The sequence below is a fragment of the Clostridium beijerinckii HUN142 genome (assembly GCF_000621745.1).
GTDB classification, from domain to species: domain Bacteria; phylum Bacillota; class Clostridia; order Clostridiales; family Clostridiaceae; genus Clostridium; species Clostridium beijerinckii_A.
In genome coordinates this window covers 44,225-64,987 of the sequence record NZ_JHXK01000032.1, presented here as the reverse complement: position 1 = coordinate 64,987, position 20,763 = coordinate 44,225, and the positions used below count along the sequence as shown (strand labels likewise).

Below are 20,763 nucleotides of genomic sequence, written 5' to 3'. Positions count from 1 at the left end.
TAAATACATTAAATACATTAAATACATTAAAACAACAGTTGTTTTTTTCTGTTTTATTTTATTAATTATTATATTTATATATTGTTTATTATTCATTTCTGATAATCATAAATGAATAATAGTTAATACTATCTAAATTATTTAGGTGTAGGAAATTAATAATTTAGTTAAAAACATTCTGTCTATTCAATTTTTTTTGCAAATATAATTTTATCTTATTTTATCCATTATGATAAATGTATAAAAAGCGATCGAGGTGATATGATGAATTATGATAAAATCATTTTAGAGTTAATGAGCAGAGTTCAAAACTTGGAAGAACAAGTAGCTGACGTTAAGAATGAGTTAGCATCACGAAAATATGAAGAATTTGAAGATGATATTGATGATTCTGTTAATGAACAAGAAGAGTTTACTAGATCTCAAGCAAGAGATAAGGCCATGAAAATAATTCGAAGTAAATTTCCTAATTATTTGATGGAAAAAGCTTCAAGAAAAGAAGGCAGCGGTATAAAGATTATAAAAGCGGATAAAAATAGCAAAATGGCTATTATAATTAAATTCTATCATAGCAAAATACATGAAGATAAGAATGGTTTGGATCATGTCTGGCATACAATTAATTTAGACGAAATAATCGGAACTATATATGATTTTTGTTTATTCTCAGTTGTAGATAAAAATGGAGATTGGAATTTCTTTATTTATGAACCCGATGAATTAGGTTTCTATCGTGATGAAAACCGATCTACAAATAGTGAACTTTTTCATTTATACTTCTCTATTAAAGATGGTAAAGCTGTTGAAATTCGTGAAAAGACAATTGATGTTACTGACCATTTAAATAATTGGAATGTATTAAAGTAATAGGAGCTATTTATAATGAATGATTTAGAGAGGAAATTTAATTCAGATATGCAAAATATTTATAATATAGCAAAAAAAGATCTTGGTTATATTTCTAATAGTTTTTTGCACCTTATTTCAGAAAAAGGCTGACTACAGGCTGAAAAAACACTAATATCAAAAAATGGTGGAACCTATGGATTTGAGGTATTGTGGGAGAATAACAGATTAGATTTATCAATCGAGGCTCATGTGTTAAAACAAGAATATATTTCACTCTTTACTGATGAAGACTTAGCTAAGGATATATATAATAAGAAAATAGAGATTTTATTTTAATAAATTAAGTAAGAAAAAATATAACACATATTGTTACGCTATACGTTATAATATATGTTATATTTTTTGTATAATTATTTGTTACAATAAAAATAGATAATATTATATTTTTTAAGGTATTTGGAGGTGTTTATATGCAAAATTTTTCATGCAATTTAACTATAGATAATTTATTTTATAATAGAAAGGCCATAGGTAAAAATTTGCTAGAAATAATGAAACTTAAAGGGCATACTAAAATATCATTTTCTAAATTAACAGATATAAGCAGGCAAACTTTAAATAACTTATTTAAAGGAGAAATTAACGATAAGACTATATTTAAAACTTGTATAAATAAAATTATAGAAACCGAGAATATAACATTAGCAGATATAATTAATTACAATGAAAATAAAGAAATTCAGAATATAAATGATTATAAGTTTGATCCTAAAGATAAAGAAATGCTTGACATATTACATCGCATTTTACATTTATACGAGCTATACTATTGCTGATAAAATAAAATAATTTCTATTCTAATCATTATAGGTAATTATATATGTAGATAATTAAGCACTTATAGATATAATATATGATGATAGACTACATATTATATTTTAATTAAAAGATCGCAGAATAGGTAAATTTTCAATATCTATTAATTGATGCTACTATTTTGCAAACTGTTTTATGATCTGTAAAAGTGTACTCAGAGTATTTTTTCTCAAAACTTCCATCAGATTTTGCTATAAGAATATTGGATTCTAACTTGTCCATTGAATCAGCAACACTATCTGTATCAGTTTTTATTTCTTTTCTGTAAATTTAATTTTTTCATTTTTACATATAACACTTGCAATATTTTCACATTCAGCTACTGTTCTTAATATTAGATCTGCTATTTTTATGGAGTATGTTTTTAATTGTTTTCTATCTATCGATATGTAATAACTTATCTCTTTAAATTCTTCTTCTAGTTTCTGATATATTGGCCAAAATAAATTCTTATTCATATTTAATTCTCCTTACAATGTAAATTTTAGCAATGAATAGATGATTATTCAAGTAATACGCGTACAGTTGCAAATATCTAATAAGTTTTAAATTAAAATCTTACAATAATGAGTTTTATTTATTAATTTTGTATATTTTATGCAAAATCGTGATTATAATATACTAAAAAGAACAATATATTTATCCGATAGCTAGCATCCGTAACACTCCCCTTTATTTAAGCTGGAAATAACGGCTGCACGCTCCTGGATAAGTTCAACTAAGATTTACTTGATAAAATTATTATACGGAGGGCTAAAATGTTATTACAGTTTACGGTAAAAAACTTTTTATCTATAAAAAATGAAGTAACTTTAAGTATGGTGGCATCTAAAGATTCTTCATTTGAAGATAATCTTTTACCATATGAAGACGGAAAAAAAATAAAAAATGCTTTAAAATCAGTTGTTATATATGGTGCCAATGCTTCAGGAAAATCTAATATTTTAAAAGCACTAAGATTTGTAAAGAATTTCATAAAGAATTCACATGAAATGCAGCAAGGTATTAAGATACAAAGAAAACCATTTAAGCTTGACAATAGATGTATAAATGAACCTAGTGAATTTCAAATTTTATTTATTCATAATGATGTAAAATATCTTTATGGTTTTTCTGTAACAGAAGATGAGGTTATTGATGAGTATTTATACTATTACCCAAATGGCAGACAAAGTATTATTTTTGAAAGAGAAAGAGATGAATATAAGTTTACAATTGATGTTGAACGTCAATCAGAATTAAAAAATAAATTTCATTCTAAAAATAAACTATTTATTGCCACAGAAAGTTTGTGGGAATATGAAAAAGCAAAGGTTCCTTTTGAATGGTTAAGCAGTTATTTAAATATTTTTATTAATCATGATGATCTGGAAGGGTATACTGGATCAAGTATGCATAACGATGAAAAAATCAATTTACTTGTAAAAAAATATATAAAACTAGCAGATGTAGGAATAGATGATATAGACGTAGATATAAGGAAAAGTGACGATATAATAAATTCTGATGTATTTAAATTGCTATCTGAGGATGTTAAATCCCAGTTATTAAAAAAAGTACAAGATGCAAATATTATAGATATTAAAATGATTCATAATGCTAAAGATAAAGATGGTAATATTATGAATTATGAATTTAATATAGATGAAGAATCAGATGGAACCCAAAAGTTTTTTGGTCTTTTAGGCCCATGGATTAATGCACTATTGAATGGATATACAATTGTAATTGATGAACTTGATATTAGGCTCCATACACTTTTAGTAAGGAAACTTCTGGAAATGTTTTTAGATCCTGATGTGAATAAGAATAATGCTCAATTAATTTTTACAACACATGATACAAACCCGCTTGATTCAGATCTTTTAAGAAGAGATCAGATTTGGTTTACTGAAAAGAAAGAAGATAAGAGTACTGATCTTTATTCATTATATGATTTTGGAGGAGTAAGAAAGAGTATAAGTATAGAGAAAGGATACCTTCAAGGAAAATATGGCGCAATTCCAGTGTTAAAGGGTGACTGGAATTAGAAAGATTAAAAAGAACTGCTAAAAATATTGTAAAAAGCAATCCTTATACAAATGTTAGTGATTTAATTGAGTATATGGAGTCTTTAGAACATGGAGAAAATAATTAATATTTATTTTTCTATTTCAAATTTAATCTCTACCATAATTAAAACTTCCATACTTATTATTCTCTTTATACGCTTAAAAGATAAAAATATATAGATAAATATATAACTAGATATCTATATTAATAAGATATCTAGCTATATATAAAACCATCTGCAATAACAAATATATTGTAATATAAGTTAAAAATGTTGTTATGAAATTTGTAACAAAAAGTGTAACTTATTTTATAACATAATTTGTTATTTAATTTATCCATTATTCCTTATTCCAGCCGAGTAGGTTTGCTTCTAATTCGTTATAGTCATAAGTTCTTGCTTCAAAATTATTGAATTTATTATTAATAACTTCAGTCACTGTCCAATCGTCTTTTATTGCCTGCATCATGGCTCCTACTAAGTTATTTACATTTTTAAGTTTACTTACTACATTATATTTTTCATTAACCTTCTCGATATCATAATCAGCAGCATTAAGTATTTTATAAGCTTCACTATAGCTTATATCTCCAATAAGATTTTTTACAATGTTAATATCATAATTTATGTTTTCTCTATTTAGATCTTCAAGGTCAATAGCTATTTCACTTTTCACATTCTCATTGTGTTTTATATAAAACTTTAATGATGTTATTTTTCTAATCTCTTTTATTTCTTCGTATTCAATGTATAAATCAGTCTTTGAATTTATTTCATTCACTGCAACGCTGATTACTTTCTGCTTTAAATTTGCATATTTAGGATATTGTTTATCATCAATGTCCAATACGCATCTAAAATCATCAATGGTAATTGATCTAATTCCTATTTTTTCATATTGCTTTACGAGTTCATATAATCTAAATGAGTAGGTGCTTTTGAATTGCATTATATTTTTTAATTGATATTTGGTATACCAATCTAGGTTTAAATAAAATGGCTTTAATTCTTTATTTACCTTTAATGTTAAAACTCCATCTTTATATTTACAGGTATCTACCCAATGATATTTTTCAAACTCTCCAGTATTTATGTCCTTTATTTTAATAACTCTTTGCATAATAGAATCTGTAATATTATCAATATCCCTATAAAACCTGCTATCGCTTGTATTTAATATTTTTATTAGTTCTTTGGTTTTAAATTTATACTCTTTAAAATCATCATCTTTTTTTATCATACTTGCTAGCAGTCTGATCAATTTCTGTTCCATAACAGTTAATGTATAAGATGCTTCAATCAGTCTATTGCTTTGATATATCCAATTATTGCTCATGCTTTTTAACTCATTAAGCATTTATTATCACCTCGCATTATAAATATAACTTATTTGTAATTGGTTATCAATAAGTTAAAATATTTTATAAAAAATCTAGGTGAAATATTGGTATCACTTGATTTAGATACTGTAGTTCAGTTCACTATCGAAAGGTTATATTTAAGTAATTTTTACTATCATTAGGTTACAGTTCACTATCAACTGGTTATGCTTAAATCCATTTTTACTATCAATAAGTTATACTTTACTATCAAAAGGTTATATTTGAGCTATTGAAACATAGATATATCAAGGCTTTCAACTATGCCGAAAACATATTAAAACAATAAATATAAAACTATATAAAACAACAACAGACTATCAATAAGTTATAGTTGGACTTAGAAACACATCATATCTAGGTTATATTAAATCAATTTTCACTATCAAAAAGTTATATTTAAAAAAACTTATTGTTTTATAAATGATTTAAACTATTTGTAAAACAATAAGAAAACATATATTGTTGTTGTTTTTATAGGTCATAAAAAATCAATAATATTAACAGATTTTTAAGTACCATAAATAAGTTTTACTTAAAAATATCCACTATCAAAAGGTTATAGTTAGATATAATCTAAAATCTATAAGTTCATCTTAAATTGTGCAGAAACTGTCTGCATAATTTAAAAAGTATCTGGATATTCACCTTCATGCAATCATGTTTTAGTTTCTAAATTACATAAGTCTTAGCTTCCTTACCATTTTAGCTAATTAAATTTAACTCTTTAGTTCACAAAAATTAATATAATAGATAATAAACTCATAGAAATACTAAATAAAAAAACAAAAAGAAACCTTGACTATACAGAAAAGGTTTCTTTTAAAATTTATAATTGAAAAATATTCATAATTCAATTATAAAATAAACATGTATAGAAGAACTATCGTAATTCTATACTTATATAGTATGCAAAAAATTTTAAGTTGTCAGAGATCTTTATTAAAAATCTCTTCTACCAAATAGTATGACCCAAAATAACTTAAAATAACCAAAACAAAAAAAATCTTAACTATTCGGTAAAGATTTTTTTAAAACTATAAGCGAAGAACTATCGTAATTCCCTTATAAATATTATATTAGTGAAGAAAACTATCGTGATCTTCAAAATTAACTTAATTTATGACGTACTTCTTGAAGTACGTTATAGTATTATTATAGTATTGTTTCGATACCAAGTCAAAGGTTTTGTTATACATTTACTATACTTTTGTTTAACTTTTAACTTCATTAAGCTTGTCCTATCAAGGCATTATTTTAAAGCCAAATCTTTCTTTTAAATTACACTTTCCATTATATAAACTTGATTCTATAACTTTATATATATTTGGTTCTTTAGGATTAAGACCATTGCATTTTCTATTTAATGTTCCTGGAACAAAATCTGCAAGCTGCACTCCAATGTTGTTGTCTTCTTTTATAACAAAGTTTAAATTATTTAAAAGCCTATCTTGAAAAGAATTTGCATTTAAATATAAGGTCCCATTTGCCATGATTTTGTAATATGTATTTCTAATGTCTGTATCTTCTTTATGATTTCTAGACTCAATAAATACAGAGCCTAGTGCATTGTGTTTTTGGAGAAAATGTATGAAATTTTCTAAAACGGCCTGCAATACTATGAAGTATTCATCATTTAAAGAGTTTGTTTCATAAAAGGATCTATATTTATCTACATCAATTGCAGCTCCTATAGTTGTTATATTATAAGTTACAAATATTCTATTTAATTCCTTCCAAAAGAAAATTCTTTTTTTCTCTTTCCTCATTTCTGAATACTCACCTTTAGCAGATCTTAGTTCAGACTCATGCAATATTACTTGTGTATCCCCAAATACTGAATTCTTCATAGAATTTATTTCTCTTATTATTGTTTTTTTATATGTATCTTCCTCAATTATAACGCCACCTAAACAAAGATGCTTTAAGTTACTTCCATTAGGTTTTGACTCGTCAAGAAATAGGTAGTATTTTTTCATAAGTTCCTCCACTATCATTAGGAATATAATAACCATTAATTTGTTTTTATTATAACATGAATTGTTAATATACAATGTAAGTAGTTCTGTGAATATATCTATAAATATTTTTAATATGTATAATAAAATGCTGTTATGTCTAAAATACAAATATAAAGTTGCCATCAAATAGTGGCACTTTTTCGAGCCATATGATATTATATATCTATAAGCTATTAAAATTGTATTGTATTTTTAGCATAGCTAATATATAAAAACTCTTTAAAAATAAGGAGAGATTAAAATGGAAAAATTTTTTTGTGAGAAATGTAATAAAAAAGTTAATTATTATATAAAAGAAAATACTATAAAAGAATATAAAGGTCAAATTGTAAATGTTAAAGAAAATATTGCTGTTTGCTCTGAGTGTAAGAATGATATTTTTGTACCAGATATAGAAAATGATAACTTAAAAAGACTTTATGCTAAGTATGGAGAGTTAGTAGGTATAATATCTGCTGAAGAAATTATTAAATTCAGAGAAAAATATAATATATCACAAAGGGAGCTTGTTTTAGTGCTTGGCTGGGGAAAAATGACTATTAACAGATATGAAAAAGGTGCCCTTCCAAGCAAAAGTCACAGTGATATTTTAAAAGATATAATCGATAATGAAGAAAGATTTAAATTAATTGTTAATGAAGCCTTTGAAGCTAATCGAATTAATCAAAAGACTTATGATAAACTATTAAGTTCTTTTCAAAGCTCTAAAAAGAATATAATTAAGTCATTACTAGAACTAGAACTTAGTCATGATGAAGATATAGAAAATGGATTCAGAAAATTTGATATTGAAAGAGTTGAAAATTTAATAAGTTATATTGCATCAAAAGTTGATAATTTATATAAAACAAGCCTAAATAAATATTTATGGTTTATCGACTTTGAAAATTTTAAAGAAAATGTAAGATCAATAACAGGTCTTAGATATGTGAAGCAGCAATATGGACCTGTTATTGAAAATAAAGGTTATGAAAAGATACTTGATTTACTAGATGATAAATTTTATAAAGAAGAAACTGAGGATATTTACTCTAATTCAAGTAAAGCGAAAATAATAAGTAAGAATAATTATGATATGTCTATATATACTGAGGATGAGATTGAAGTAATAGACTCTGTAATTGAAAAATTGAAAAATATAAGCTGCAGTCAAATATCAGATGAATCTCACAAAGAAAATGGATGGATTGAAAATGATATAAATGATATAATTTCTTATGATTATGCTGATGAATTAAAAATGGAATTCAAATAAAAATTACATCTAATTGTTTTTTACCTAAAATATGATTAATTGGTAAATAGTGCTTGACTTTAAATTGGAATAGATATATCATTTAAATATGCAGAAAAGTTCTGCATATTTATTTACAATGATTGCATTAGTTATCAAAAGTATACATTAAGATATGTTGAAAGGGGGTACATATTATGAGAGATGAGTTTCTAAATGAATTCTTAAAAAAAGTTAAAAAAACTGTTGCTAAAAAAGGACATCCTTGTTTGGCTAAAGATAAGCAAGGAAACTATAGAGGAAAAAATTATAAATTTTTAATAGACAATGGTTTAACTTTAGATCATGCTAAGGAAGCTATACTTCAGCTAAGCAGTAAAGACAAGGTCGGAGGACCCGAAGTAGATAGAGATGGTTATCCTGGTTATGTATTTAAGTTTAAATCTAAATATTTAATTGATGAAGTTATATATATCAAGATTAGATTTAATCCACCAGATGAGGTTGTATGTATATCATTTCATGATGATGAATAAGAATATTTTTACATCAAAATAATTAGATACCTAAGGTATACGTGGAGGAAGCATGATTAAAGAACGAGAAAATATAGTTAATGATCTTTTTAATAGAACAATTCAATTATTAAATTTATTAAAGTCTCAAGCTTTGCAGGAAGAAATTTATTTTCTCCCTGTAGGGATATTATTGTTAAAATGGATTAATGATTCAGAAGAAAGATTTAAATGGAATATTCCATTAGAATGTAAAAAAATATTTACTAGTGATTTGGATATGTATATGAATAATTATCATAATAATGGATTTAGCGAAGAGCTTTATACTATGGCAGCAAAACTTGAACATAGTAATCCCATACTAAAGGGTATATTTACATCTTTATGTTTTTATAGCCTTGATTATGTTAATCCCAAATACCTAGTGAACATATTTATGAGTTACAGTGACTTTGAATTTAATTATATAGATTCTGAAAGGAATATAACTGGACCATTTATCGAACTATTTTTACAAACATTAAGTTATGATTCAAGTTCTTATTCATTTATAACTACAAAATCTATAAGAGAATTACTAGTAAGATTATTTGAATTTGATATGTATAAAAATATGGACATAGCAGATATTACTTGCGGAACAGGTGGTATTTTAGCTGAAATTATTAATGAGTGTAATTATAGAGATATAAATTTTAATAGAATTAATCTATATGGACAGGAAATAAACTTTAAAATAGCACTTATAGGTAAACTTAATTTACTACTTCATGGAATTATGAATTCTAATATATCTATGAGAGATAGTTTAAAAGATCCAATTTTAAATAGAAATAGTTTGGATATAATATTATCTAATTTACCACTTGGATTAAAATGGGATATAAGCGAAATAGGTTATAGAGATGAGTTTAAATATGGTATTCCTAGCACTATGAATGCTGATTGGTTGTTTATTCAAAGGGGGATAGCTGCATTAAATGATTCTGGCAGAGCTGCATTTATAGTTAGTAAAGGAACACTAACCCGTAAAACAGAAAGTAAAATAAGACAATATATTTTACAAGAGTATCTTATTGAAGCTGTTATTTCTCTTCCAAGTAATTTATATATATCTACAAATATATCTATTGAAATTTTAATAATAAACAAAAATAAGAAAGCAAGCTTAAAAGATAAAGTATTATTTATTGATGCAAGTAAGGATTTTTATAAAAGAGAACGTGGGAAAAATGATTTAAAACCTGAACATATTAATAAAATAATTAATGTATATCACAATTTTAGCGAAATTGATGAATATAGTAAAATCGTTGATATTTCAATGATTGAAAAACATAATTTTGAATTAGACAGCTCTTTATATATAAATAACTCTTTAGATCATTTAAAAGATGCAAAAATGAAATTTTTAAGTGAAGTTGCTGATGTAAAAAGGGGGTTGCAGCTATCAAAAAACGATATAAATAGTAGTAATTATTCAGAGAATAATTCATATTGTTACATTAAAATAAGTGATATCAATAATGATACTATTGAATTTAACGAGGAAAATGAAAAAGTAAATAATTTATCTGATAGTAAGATACAATCATATGAATTAAAACCTAACGATATTCTTATATCTGCAAGGGGAACATTAATAAAACTTGCTATTTATGATGAAGATATGCCTCCAAGCGTTTTTTCAGGAAACATTTTGCTTATAAGAGTAAAGCATGATTACAATCCTTATTTTCTGAAATTTTACTTAAGTAGCCCTAAAGGTAGAGAACTTATATCTAGTATGCAAAGTGGTTCAACTATAATTGCTTTAAATCCTAATAAATTAAAAGATATGTTGGTACCAGATATAAGTTTAGAAGAACAAAATGTATTAGCCGAAAGAATAAAATCAAATGAAACAACTTACAAAGAAAGAATTCAGCAGGCAAAAAAAACATATGAGCAAAACTTAAAAGCTATTGATGAAGAAATAAATTATTATATAAATTATTAAAAACGTTATTTTATTAAAGCTAACTGAAGAAATTGAGTTGAACTTCAGATCTTATATTGCATCATATATAGCCGATAAATTTGGATCACTTGGTTATTTAGATAGCAATAACTTTTTCAATGCTAGTCATCACAAAAATTTTGATAACATTATAAATATGTATAATATTAAAAAGTCATATTTATCAGGATTTTTTCCTGATTGGAAAAATAAATTAAAAAAAATAAGAAAGGCTTAATGCCTTTCTTATTTTTATAGAAATATATATCTGTATATATAATTCTAATATTGCCTCATACCTATTCTGCAGTGCAAATGCCTTATGCGTCATGAGTTCTATCATTAATAGTATATTCGAATTTATTAATGTTGTTAATTATTATATAAAACTGAATTAATTAAAATCCGTTTGTTAAACGAGTTGAATAAATACTATTAGCTTAAAACTAAGTAAAAACTCTTATATTTTTATTTTATAAGAGTTTTTCAATAATTACATAATTTAATTTTAAAAGTTAATCCCTATTTGTATTATAGCATATTTCCAAATTAATACATTAATCGTTCATAAAAATGTCACTTAATCTGTTACAAAATGTATTACATTTTTATGTAACCTAAGTAGTAATAAATATTGTTACTATATTAATTATAATTATCTGCATTAATTATTATGTTACCTCAAATTTTGTATTATTTTATAGTATAAAAATTTTAAAATAAATTACAAAAAATCATCTAACTTAATTAATATATTTATAACATTAAATTGCAATAATTCTCTCAAAATTTACATACCTTTTTTACAAAATATACAAAAACTTAACTCTAAAGAACAAAAAAACAAAAAATTTTTTTATAAAAAAGACATAAAACTTGCAAAATGATAAATTGAATAAATTTAACAGTGCGTTTGGCAACGTAGATAAAAAATCTTATATACATATCAATCATGTACTAATTTGCTTATATATTTAAGATTAAACTTTATTGGAGGTATAAAATTATGATCTTAAAAATTGGTTCTACAGGTAGAAATGTTAACATAGTTCAAAGAAATTTAAAGATGATTTCTTATGATCCAAAAGGTGTTGATTGTATTTATGGAGAAAATACGGAAACTGCAGTTAAGAATTTTCAAAGTGAAAACAGTTTAGTATGTGATGGAATTGTTGGAGATCATACTTGGAATGTATTAATAGATACAATTAAAAATATTCAAGCTGCATTAAATTCATATGGCTTCGATTTAGTTGTAGATGGAATAGCTGGCATTGATACTTATAAATGTCTTTTGAGATTTCAGGAAGAGTATAATTTAACTGCTGATGGAATTGTAGATCCAGAAACAAAAAATGCTCTATTTAAAAATAATAATAACAGCTTAACAGATTTTGATATTTCAGAGAATGGAGTTAACTTTATAGCTGATTATGAAGATTTTTATGCTGAGCCATATCGAGTATTAGATTCTCAAAATCAAACTATAGGCTATGGGCATGTTATAATCTCAGGTGAACATTTTGAAAGTATTACTAATGTTCAAGCTAAAGCTCTGCTAAAAAAAGACCTTCAAAGCTTTGTTGATATAGTTAACACTATAACTTTAAATCTTACCCAATGCCAATTTGATGCCATTATTTCATTTGCATATAATTGTGGAATATCCGCTCTTAAGAATTCAACCCTTTTAAAAGATATTAAAGCTAATGCTTCAATTGAAAAGATCAGGGAAGATTTTCTAATGTGGTGTAATTGCAATGGAAAGCGTGAACTTGGTTTATATCGCAGGCGCTATGATGAATTTGAAATGTATAAAGATGCTGATTATACAAGGACGTATAGAGATTTTTAAGTAAATTAATATTCAGGAAGATACTACATTTTCCTGACTTTTTATCATATAGTTATCTAGATATCTTGTTTGAGAATATATCTAGAAATATTTTAAGGAGATGATTTCTTTGGGCAAAAAAGGTCAAAATTATAAGCCACTTAATGAAAGTGAATATACTGATATTGAAATTAATGGATTCACGAACTCAGAACCACTAGATGATGGTATTGAAATAGAAGCATTTTCTTTTTCTGATAAAGATGATACTTCAAACTATAATACTCAAAATATTATTAAAAGCTTTGAATATTCTAAATCAAATTTTTCAAATATAAGAGATAATCATAGCTCTAAAAACAAAGAAATAAATTCATTGGTCCAAATTCAAAAGGTACGTGGATTAACCCCTGCTGTTAATGGAGAAAGCTTTGATATAAAGAGATGTTATCAATTTAGAGCTTCAACTTTGAAGAAATTAAATCAGATTAAAGGCGAATCTGATAATGTAAATATTTATCTTAATGAAATTATAGATAAAGCTATCTGTCACTACTATAATTGTGTTTTTAGTAAAAATTAACTGTTTATTCTTAAAAATGTATAAACCTCCCTGCATACTTATTTAAAAGTACAATGCAAAGGAGGTTTTCTTTATGGGTGAAATGATAACATTAATTACAAACGTTGGCTTTCCTATAGCTGTTGCAACATACCTATTAATCAGATTTGAAACCAAGATTGATGGATTAACAAAAGCTATAACAGACCTTTCTGCAGTAGTTACGGAGCATTCAAACTATAAAGGCGATGATAAAGTTGCTTAATAAGCAAGAAAATCCTTTAAGCTATAAGTTTTTATAGCTTAAGGATTGCTTTATTATATAAGAGCGTATTTCAGGAAACAAATTATTAAGCCAATCTCTACTAAGCTCTAGCCCAGTATTATACAGTAACCAAGTATTTTAAGCTTAAGTATGATTGTACTTAATATTGAATTACATATTCCAAAACTTAAAAGTAAACAGGCTACGCCCCATTAATATAAGGGCGCATTTCATGATACCAGTAAACTTAAGTCAATATCTATAAGTACGTATTTGGTGATACCAGTAAATCATATATTCCAGTATCTTTTTACTGTTGCGATTCCTTTTCCAAGTTCTTTTGAAACGCTACTTTGGCTTAATCCTCGCTCTTTTAATTCTTGCACAGCTTTAATTGTATCTCGCTTTTGCTGTTCTCTTTTAGTTAATCCATCTTCATTTCTTCTTGCTTCTCTTTCTTTTAAAAGCTTTCTACGCAATTTTTCACTTGGATTTATAATTGTTGTCATTAGCTTCATTTCATCATCTGTAATGTTTAATTTCTCTATTAATGTTTCATTTTTATAATTGTATCCACCACGTTTATACACGCCATTTGGGCTGTCTAAGAGCCACTTCTCATAGGCCTTTTCTGCTTGCATTGTTATTTTCTCAACTTCATTATTAACTAATGGTTTCCTAAAGCCTTGATTAAACTCTAATGCGTTCTTTAAAGCCTGCACTGGATCATTACAGTAGCAGCAATACCAATACCTATACAGAAAGCACATAAACTCTCTTTGACCTTCCTCAGTAAGAACTCCATCATTATTCCTGCAGTATCCGTCTCTTATCTCCTGAAGCTTCAATATATCATTAAGTCTTGCATGATGCAGGGAATACAATGTATAAAAGTTTACTACTTTGGCTTTTCTTCCGCGTCCTTTGTATGCTGGATTTTTTATGTACGGTGTAAGCTGTGGCAGATAATCATTTTGTATATTTCTTAATGTATAAACTAAGTTTTCATCATACATGTAAAGCTTTGATCTTAGCCCAGTTTTATCATTAATGCTTCCAGCAAGTCTCATTATCCTGGCACCGTCAATACTCTTGGAATCTGCTCCCATATCTTTAAGCTTGTCTACAAAAAATTTCTGTATTGAATTCCAAAGTGGAAGTACTTTTATTGGAACTGGTTCAATAAGCCAGTATATAGCAAGTCCTCGACCTGTATATATAACAAAACTTGGCTCTGGAACATCTTGTCCAAAATAATCATTTTCGAGTATGGCAAGAATCCTTTCATGATCATACGTCCTTAAATTTTCAATATTATAATAATCAATATCTATGTACAACGCGTTTAATTTTCTTATATTTTCAATCTTTCTTTTTGGCATAAAAAAAGAATTTGGTGTCATATATATATTTGCATCAAGGCTTACAGCCTTTCCTATGTTATAAGTTAAATCATCAACTTTATAATGATATTGAACATACTCCTTGTCTTTTTTTGCAGCTATAGCAATAAATCCATCATCTCCTTCATGGAGAATAGATATATTTTTTACAGCTTCATCTTTAAACTTAGGATCAATATTATACTCTATGTCTTCTGTCAATTTTCTAATAGCGCTAAGCACGTTATTTTCCCCCTTTGTTTTCTATACAATTATAAAAAAACAAAAAAACTATAAATAAATGTATAAATAAACATACATATTTATTTACAATCACTAACCCACTCACTTATTGACTTAATATGTCACATATTGTATAATTATTCTATAATAAATAAAATATAATTAAGTAAGTGATTCCCTATAGTGTATTTAAGTTTCCTAGGCCTAGTACATTATAGGGGTTGTTTTTTATATGGAATTGTTTGGATTTTGTTATTTATATCATACAATATTCTTTCAAATTATACAAATATTTTACATTTTTATCTAAATATTTTCTTTTTGATTCATCTAATGTTAATCGTTTTCGATTGTGATATAATAATCTTATGGCTGCGCACTCCTGGACTGGGTGCCCTTGGTGGTATTAGTTCAACTAAATTCAGCCAGAGTCAAAACTCCATCTGAAAAGTTTCACTTTATATATTTAAAGTTAATCCCCTTTGTAAATTTTTATAACTTTTGCATATATATTAGCAATTAGAAATTGACTGCTGATAATTAACACTGTCAATTGATTTAAGGGGGTATTTTAATGAATTATGACCAAATAGAAGATCATGTTAAACTCGCCAAATCAGGCAACTCTGAAAGCTTAACCAAGCTGCTGCTCCAATTTAAACCTTTCATATTTAAAACAGCTAAAAGTTTTAATATAAAAAATTATGATGAATATGATCTTGTACAAATAGGATATATTGCTTTAATTAATGCTGTAGATAAATATGATACTTCAAAACATTCATTTTCAAGCTATGTTTATAGTGCAATAAAAAATATAATGAAATATACAGCAAGAGAAAATAAAAAACATCAAAGTACATTAAGCATAAATGCATCTATTGATGGTAATTGTCCTAATGACTTTACAGAGTTTCTACAAAGTAATGAAAATTTAGAGCTTGATTATTTGGAGCATGAACGAATATTGAATATTCAGAGAATAGTTTCAGATCTTGAGCCTGATGAATTCGAACTTATATTTTTTGTATACTACAATAATTTTTCACTTACGGATTATGCAGCCAAGAAAAAGATTTCTTACTCAAAGATAGTTAGGAAAAAGAACTTTATTTTAAATAAGCTTGGATCCATGCTTAGACAAAATATAAAAAACTAGTATAATCCACACCTGGACTTGTGGGTTCTACTAGTTTTTTTGTGCAATTTAGTTTTAATATAATTATATCATTAACCATACCTATTTTTATTAAACTTGTTACTATTACTTATACATTAAACTTTAGAAATACCTTTTATAAAATATCTCAAAGCTAATATCTTTTCAATCATTATATCTCTTCTTTAAAGTTGCATTTCATTTAATGGATTAGATCTTATTGCATTTCTTACTTGTTCATTATCTACATGCGTATAAATTGTAGTAGTTGATATATTCTTATGTCCTAAAATAGTTTGAATAGTTCTAATATCAACATTACTATGTTTGTAAAGCAGTGTTGCTGCCGTATGTCTTAATTTATGTGTTGTATATTTACTTGTATCAAGGCCTGTGCTTGAAATATTCTTTTGTACTATGTATTGAACCTGTCTCTTACATAACTGATTTTTTCTTTCAGATACAAATAGATAACTATGTTTGATATGTTTTCTTTCTTCCATATAATCTTCAATTGCTCTTAGGCACATTTCATTTAAATAAATGGTCCTATCCTTATTCCCCTTCCCCCTTACAACAAGTGTATCTTCCTTAATGTCTTTAAATCTTATATTACAAAGTTCTGAAAGTCTAAGGCCGCAGTTTAAAAATAATGTTAAAATTGCTAAATCTCTTTTTTTATTTCTTCCCACTATGTCTTTAAGTAATTTTTTAGATTCATCTAAGTTTAAATAGTTAATTTGTTTATTGGGCTTTTTGGGAACCTCAAGCTCCCTGCATGGATTATTATTTATTATTTTAAGCTTGGTTTCACAATATTTAAAAAAAGATTTAATTGAAGCTATCTTTCTAGCCCTTGCAAAAGAACTATTATTCCTTTCATTTTTTACATAGCTTAAAAATCCATACAAATCATGCAGCTCTATTAATTCTATAAAACTTTTATCAATTTCTAAATTCTGATACTTATCTTTGGTTTTTAAATAATTTATAAGTAACATTATATCAACTATATAACAATATACGGTGCTAGATGCTTTTTCCTGAATAATATTCAAATAATCCTTGTAACTTTTAATTATCTCTGGTAAATCTCTATTCATTTGCTTTGCTCTCTTTCTTAAATGGAATATCTATATTGTAACATTATTGCACCCATTCTATATAATTTCAAATGATTTGAAAAAAATATCTTTGATTGCATACATATGTATATCCAAATGGTAAAGGAGGGAATATCCATGGCTGTAACTACAACACTTAAAAGCAAAACTCTAGCTATTGAGGTTCAAACTGATACAGATAAAGCTGGCGATCCTATCTATGGAAAGAAGAGTTTTTCAGGAGTTAAAACTGCAACTGATCAAGGTGTTTATAACGTTGCTGAAGCTATTAAAGCTGTAATAGAAGCAGACACAAGGGGCACATACATTAATGAAGTTGAAACACTTGCGAATGCTTAAGCAGATATCTAAAATCTATGATTTTATGATAGTCGCTTACTCTGTGAGTACACCTACGACGTCAGAAGTAGGTGTTTCCTTAAATAAATTGTAAAGGAGGTACACTTTCATGGAATATACTTTGAATATGGTTTTTCTAACTGCAGGTGCAAAGAAAACTACATTTTCAATAACAGATGTTAAAAGTACTCTTGCTAAAGCTCAAGTTGTTGAACTTATGGATAATATCTTAAAAGAGAATATTTTCACTACATCTTCAGGAGATCTAGTAAAAAAAGATTCAGCTACTATAGTAGCTAAGACTGTAACTCAAATTAAAATGGATTAGGTGATTTATAAGGATCAAGTCTTCTCAATTGCTCTAAGATAAAAAAATATGAAGGAGGTTATTTTCATGGCAGTTACTAAAGTAATTGATTCAACATCACTTTCTATTGAAGTTAAAAGTGGAACTGATGAAAAAGGCGCAGCTACTTATTCTAAAAAAAGTTTTGCAAATATTAGAAATGGAGTAGATGAGCAAAGTGCTTATGATGTTGCTGAAGCCATTAAAGCAGTACTCTCAGAACCAACTAGAACTTACTTCTTAAATCATAGCTCTGAAATAGTAAACGCATAAGCACACATATAGAATCTATGATTTTATGATAGTCGCTTACTATATGAGCACTCCTAAAAGACATTAGGAGTCGGAGTTTCTTTAACTAAATCATAAAGGAGGATAAACTTTCATGGAATATACTTTAAGTATGGTATTTATAACTGAAAATGGTCTTAAGAGTTCTTTGTCTGTTAGTGGTGTCAAAGCAAACATCACACAAGCAGAAGTTGATACTCTTATGGACACTATAATTGCTAAAAATATATTTTTACCAGACTCAGGTGCATTAGAAAAAAAAGAGTCAGCTCAACTTGTAGCTAGAACAGTTACAAAATACGAAGTGACTAAGGCTTAATTATAAGAGCAATAGGAGGTTCTCCTATTGCTCTTATTTTTTGTATAACTTAAAATAGTTTATTTATACTTCATTACCACCTATACCAATTATCTCCGCCACTCTCATCATTTGTACTATCAAACCATGAATCAAGAAGTTCAAACCAATTGCCAACATCATTAACTTTAGAAGATTGTCCATCTTTGCACCAACTTAATTTTCCATATAGATAATCTGGTTGAAGGATTGATGTATCTATTGAATTATACCACCTTTGACCTTTCCACTCTGAATAACTTGTATTGGTAGGTATATCTTTGTAAATCCTGCTTCCATCTGGCAAAAAAATGCTTAATCCATTTTTACCTTCAGTAAATCCATTATATTTTGAACCACCGTATGAGTAAACTATCATATCATCTACATTTTTCATTACATCTTTAGCTAAGTTCCTAATATTATCACTAAAGTTATTGCTTGTACTTATTTTCTCACATAAATCATATAAATCAAAGTAAGGATAGTTTAACCACTTACTTCTGCTTCCTTCTTGGAAGTAATGAATAAGAGATACATTCTTCTGATTTCCTCTAAGATCTTCAATATCCGCTTTCTTATTTTCATTCCACAGGCTTACAGATAGCTTATCTACAGATTTTTTTACAGCTTCTATTTTTTCAAGATCATAACAGCTCAAGACTTGATCATTTACATTTGCTGCATTGACCGAATCTCGTTGAGCTTCAACCATTATTGCTCCTAGCTGAAGATCTGTAACATTAGAAGGATTAAAGAATTTTTCTTGCCCCCCCAATGTCGAGTCTACTAGTCCATTATTTCCATCTTCAGATTTAAGCCGGCTAAAAATTTTTTCATAATCATATCCATCTCCCCAAACCTCAGGAGGTGACGCAACCATAACATTTGCCTGAAAGCTTCCATTTCCTGGCCTATATTCATATGCAATTTCAGCTGTTCCCATTAAACAGGCGTCATAAGCCAATACATCTACAGATTCATTATTAGTTAATTTATCTGATATTTCTGCAGTATATAAGCAATCTGAATCATTTGTTTCATCAATACACACTGACTTTGGATCTTTTACTTGCTCTGTTAACTTATCAACTCTTGCGCCACCACCGTGATTAGAAATAATTAATGAATATTTATCTGCTGGATAATTTTCCTTACAAGAATCTATAAATTTCTTTAGGGTATCAGCATCACCCATATCCGCTTCATAATCACTGGTCTTAGTTATTTCAGGAAACTTATCTCCGCCATCAATTCTGATTGCTTCATTTTTTTCAATTTTATACATTCTTGTATCTGAAAAATTTTCTCCTAGTACAGTTGAATCATCAGAATAATCAGGACTTCTATCAATTAAAACAATTAAGTTTAAGTTTGGATTATTTACATAACCATCTTTCATTTGCTGAATATCACCTAGCAGAGAATCTTCAAGATTATTATCCCCATCGCTATAAACCATAACTGTTAATTTTTTATCTGTATCGTTATACTGTACCGCTGATTCGGTAGTGGTATACGTCACTGCTGATCCCGTAGTGACATTCACATTAGTGCTGCTAATATTATCAGCTGCTTTTACTGGTGCAATACTATATAAAGAAGCAACTAAAAATACAGATGAAGTAAATAAAATAAATTTTTTCTTAATCATAACTTAATCTCCTTTAAATATAATTATGTGTAGCTTAAGCTTACACATAATTATATTGATAAATTTTTCTATGATTTTAACATGTAATTTTATGAAGATATAAATTATGACATAAACGTTAGTAAATATGTACTATAAGCATTTAATTTATAAATTTATGCGTTTATTATTCTAATCAATGTACTAAAACTGTGGTTATCCTTTTATTAAGGCACATGAAAATATATAACAAGTCCATTTGCAATGGAGTATATGCTTGCAAATAGACTTGTTATTTTTTGTTGTTACTACTATATAT

At 26.8% G+C, this 20,763-nt stretch carries 21 protein-coding genes; 14 read left to right on the top strand and 7 right to left on the bottom strand.

The features are described from left to right. Positions 1–264: 264 nt before the first annotated feature. Complete coding sequence (locus T483_RS0114880) at positions 265–867, top strand: hypothetical protein (RefSeq protein ID WP_026887580.1); 603 nt, start codon at positions 265–267, stop codon at positions 865–867. 452 nt (positions 868–1,319) lie between these two features. Then, positions 1,320–1,685, top strand: a complete 366-nt coding sequence (locus T483_RS0114870) for a helix-turn-helix domain-containing protein (protein ID WP_035790216.1) — start codon at positions 1,320–1,322, stop codon at positions 1,683–1,685. A 133-nt stretch (positions 1,686–1,818) separates the two neighbouring features. Here T483_RS0114870 and T483_RS32470 read toward each other — a convergent pair whose 3' ends face one another. Then, the gene (locus T483_RS32470; protein WP_278247440.1) at positions 1,819–1,947 is read right to left on the bottom strand and encodes a hypothetical protein; all 129 of its coding nucleotides are present in this window, start codon (positions 1,945–1,947) and stop codon (positions 1,819–1,821) included. Positions 1,948–1,976: 29 nt separating this feature from the next. Continuing rightward, on the bottom strand, positions 1,977–2,183 hold the full coding sequence (locus T483_RS0114865; RefSeq protein ID WP_026887578.1) for a hypothetical protein: 207 nt from the start codon (positions 2,181–2,183) through the stop codon (positions 1,977–1,979). Positions 2,184–2,483: 300 nt separating this feature from the next. On the opposite strand from T483_RS0114865, the gene T483_RS0114860 reads away from it, so the two are divergent. Further along, positions 2,484–3,755, top strand: coding sequence for an AAA family ATPase (locus T483_RS0114860; RefSeq protein ID WP_026887577.1), 1,272 nt, complete (start codon positions 2,484–2,486; stop codon positions 3,753–3,755). Between the two features lie 363 nt (positions 3,756–4,118). On the opposite strand, the gene T483_RS0114855 is transcribed toward T483_RS0114860, so the two are convergent. Both T483_RS0114855 and T483_RS0114850 read right to left on the bottom strand, forming a co-directional pair. Then, positions 4,119–5,135, bottom strand: coding sequence for a replication initiation protein (locus tag T483_RS0114855; RefSeq protein WP_026887576.1), 1,017 nt, complete (start codon positions 5,133–5,135; stop codon positions 4,119–4,121). 1,266 nt (positions 5,136–6,401) lie between these two features. Beyond that, positions 6,402–7,136, bottom strand: coding sequence for a DUF3800 domain-containing protein (locus T483_RS0114850; RefSeq protein ID WP_026887575.1), 735 nt, complete (start codon positions 7,134–7,136; stop codon positions 6,402–6,404). A 283-nt stretch (positions 7,137–7,419) separates the two neighbouring features. Here T483_RS0114850 and T483_RS0114845 point away from each other — a divergent pair, with 283 nt between their 5' ends. From T483_RS0114845 to T483_RS30525, 6 genes are all read left to right on the top strand, one after another. Next, on the top strand, positions 7,420–8,433 hold the full coding sequence (locus tag T483_RS0114845) for a type II TA system antitoxin MqsA family protein (protein ID WP_026887574.1): 1,014 nt from the start codon (positions 7,420–7,422) through the stop codon (positions 8,431–8,433). 176 nt (positions 8,434–8,609) lie between these two features. Then, positions 8,610–8,948: a hypothetical protein gene (locus tag T483_RS29170; RefSeq protein WP_035790215.1), complete on the top strand. Its 339-nt coding sequence runs from the start codon at positions 8,610–8,612 to the stop codon at positions 8,946–8,948. Between the two features lie 52 nt (positions 8,949–9,000). After that, positions 9,001–10,929, top strand: a complete 1,929-nt coding sequence (locus T483_RS0114835) for an N-6 DNA methylase (RefSeq protein WP_026887572.1) — start codon at positions 9,001–9,003, stop codon at positions 10,927–10,929. Between the two features lie 1,006 nt (positions 10,930–11,935). Next, the gene (locus T483_RS0114825) at positions 11,936–12,784 is read left to right on the top strand and encodes a glycoside hydrolase family protein (protein WP_026887570.1); all 849 of its coding nucleotides are present in this window, start codon (positions 11,936–11,938) and stop codon (positions 12,782–12,784) included. Between the two features lie 109 nt (positions 12,785–12,893). Further along, positions 12,894–13,346, top strand: coding sequence for a hypothetical protein (locus T483_RS0114820; protein ID WP_026887569.1), 453 nt, complete (start codon positions 12,894–12,896; stop codon positions 13,344–13,346). Positions 13,347–13,419: 73 nt separating this feature from the next. Then, positions 13,420–13,590, top strand: coding sequence for a YvrJ family protein (locus T483_RS30525; RefSeq protein ID WP_080697005.1), 171 nt, complete (start codon positions 13,420–13,422; stop codon positions 13,588–13,590). A gap of 290 nt (positions 13,591–13,880) precedes the next feature. Here the strand turns inward: T483_RS30525 and T483_RS0114810 are convergent, their stop codons facing one another. After that, a complete protein-coding gene (locus tag T483_RS0114810; protein ID WP_026887568.1) occupies positions 13,881–15,215 on the bottom strand; it encodes a hypothetical protein in 1,335 nt (444 codons plus the stop codon). A 574-nt stretch (positions 15,216–15,789) separates the two neighbouring features. Here T483_RS0114810 and T483_RS0114805 point away from each other — a divergent pair. After that, positions 15,790–16,374: a sigma-70 family RNA polymerase sigma factor gene (locus tag T483_RS0114805; RefSeq protein ID WP_026887567.1), complete on the top strand. Its 585-nt coding sequence runs from the start codon at positions 15,790–15,792 to the stop codon at positions 16,372–16,374. 185 nt (positions 16,375–16,559) lie between these two features. Here T483_RS0114805 and T483_RS0114800 read toward each other — a convergent pair whose 3' ends face one another. Further along, positions 16,560–17,477, bottom strand: a complete 918-nt coding sequence (locus tag T483_RS0114800) for a tyrosine-type recombinase/integrase (protein ID WP_026887566.1) — start codon at positions 17,475–17,477, stop codon at positions 16,560–16,562. A gap of 138 nt (positions 17,478–17,615) precedes the next feature. Here T483_RS0114800 and T483_RS0114795 point away from each other — a divergent pair, with 138 nt between their 5' ends. From T483_RS0114795 to T483_RS0114780, 4 genes are all read left to right on the top strand, one after another. Then, complete coding sequence (locus tag T483_RS0114795) at positions 17,616–17,837, top strand: DUF1659 domain-containing protein (RefSeq protein ID WP_026887565.1); 222 nt, start codon at positions 17,616–17,618, stop codon at positions 17,835–17,837. 109 nt (positions 17,838–17,946) lie between these two features. Further along, on the top strand, positions 17,947–18,165 hold the full coding sequence (locus tag T483_RS0114790; RefSeq protein WP_026887564.1) for a DUF2922 domain-containing protein: 219 nt from the start codon (positions 17,947–17,949) through the stop codon (positions 18,163–18,165). A 66-nt stretch (positions 18,166–18,231) separates the two neighbouring features. Further along, entirely contained in the window at positions 18,232–18,456 is a 225-nt protein-coding gene (locus tag T483_RS0114785; protein ID WP_026887563.1) for a DUF1659 domain-containing protein, read from the top strand. A gap of 112 nt (positions 18,457–18,568) precedes the next feature. Further along, positions 18,569–18,793 carry a DUF2922 domain-containing protein gene (locus T483_RS0114780; protein WP_026887562.1) on the top strand — a complete coding sequence of 75 codons (225 nt, stop codon included), beginning with the start codon at positions 18,569–18,571 and terminating at the stop codon, positions 18,791–18,793. Positions 18,794–18,866: 73 nt separating this feature from the next. On the opposite strand, the gene cloSI is transcribed toward T483_RS0114780, so the two are convergent. Then, positions 18,867–20,465, bottom strand: a complete 1,599-nt coding sequence (gene cloSI / locus T483_RS0114775) for a clostripain (protein ID WP_026887561.1) — start codon at positions 20,463–20,465, stop codon at positions 18,867–18,869. Positions 20,466–20,763: the final 298 nt, after the last annotated feature.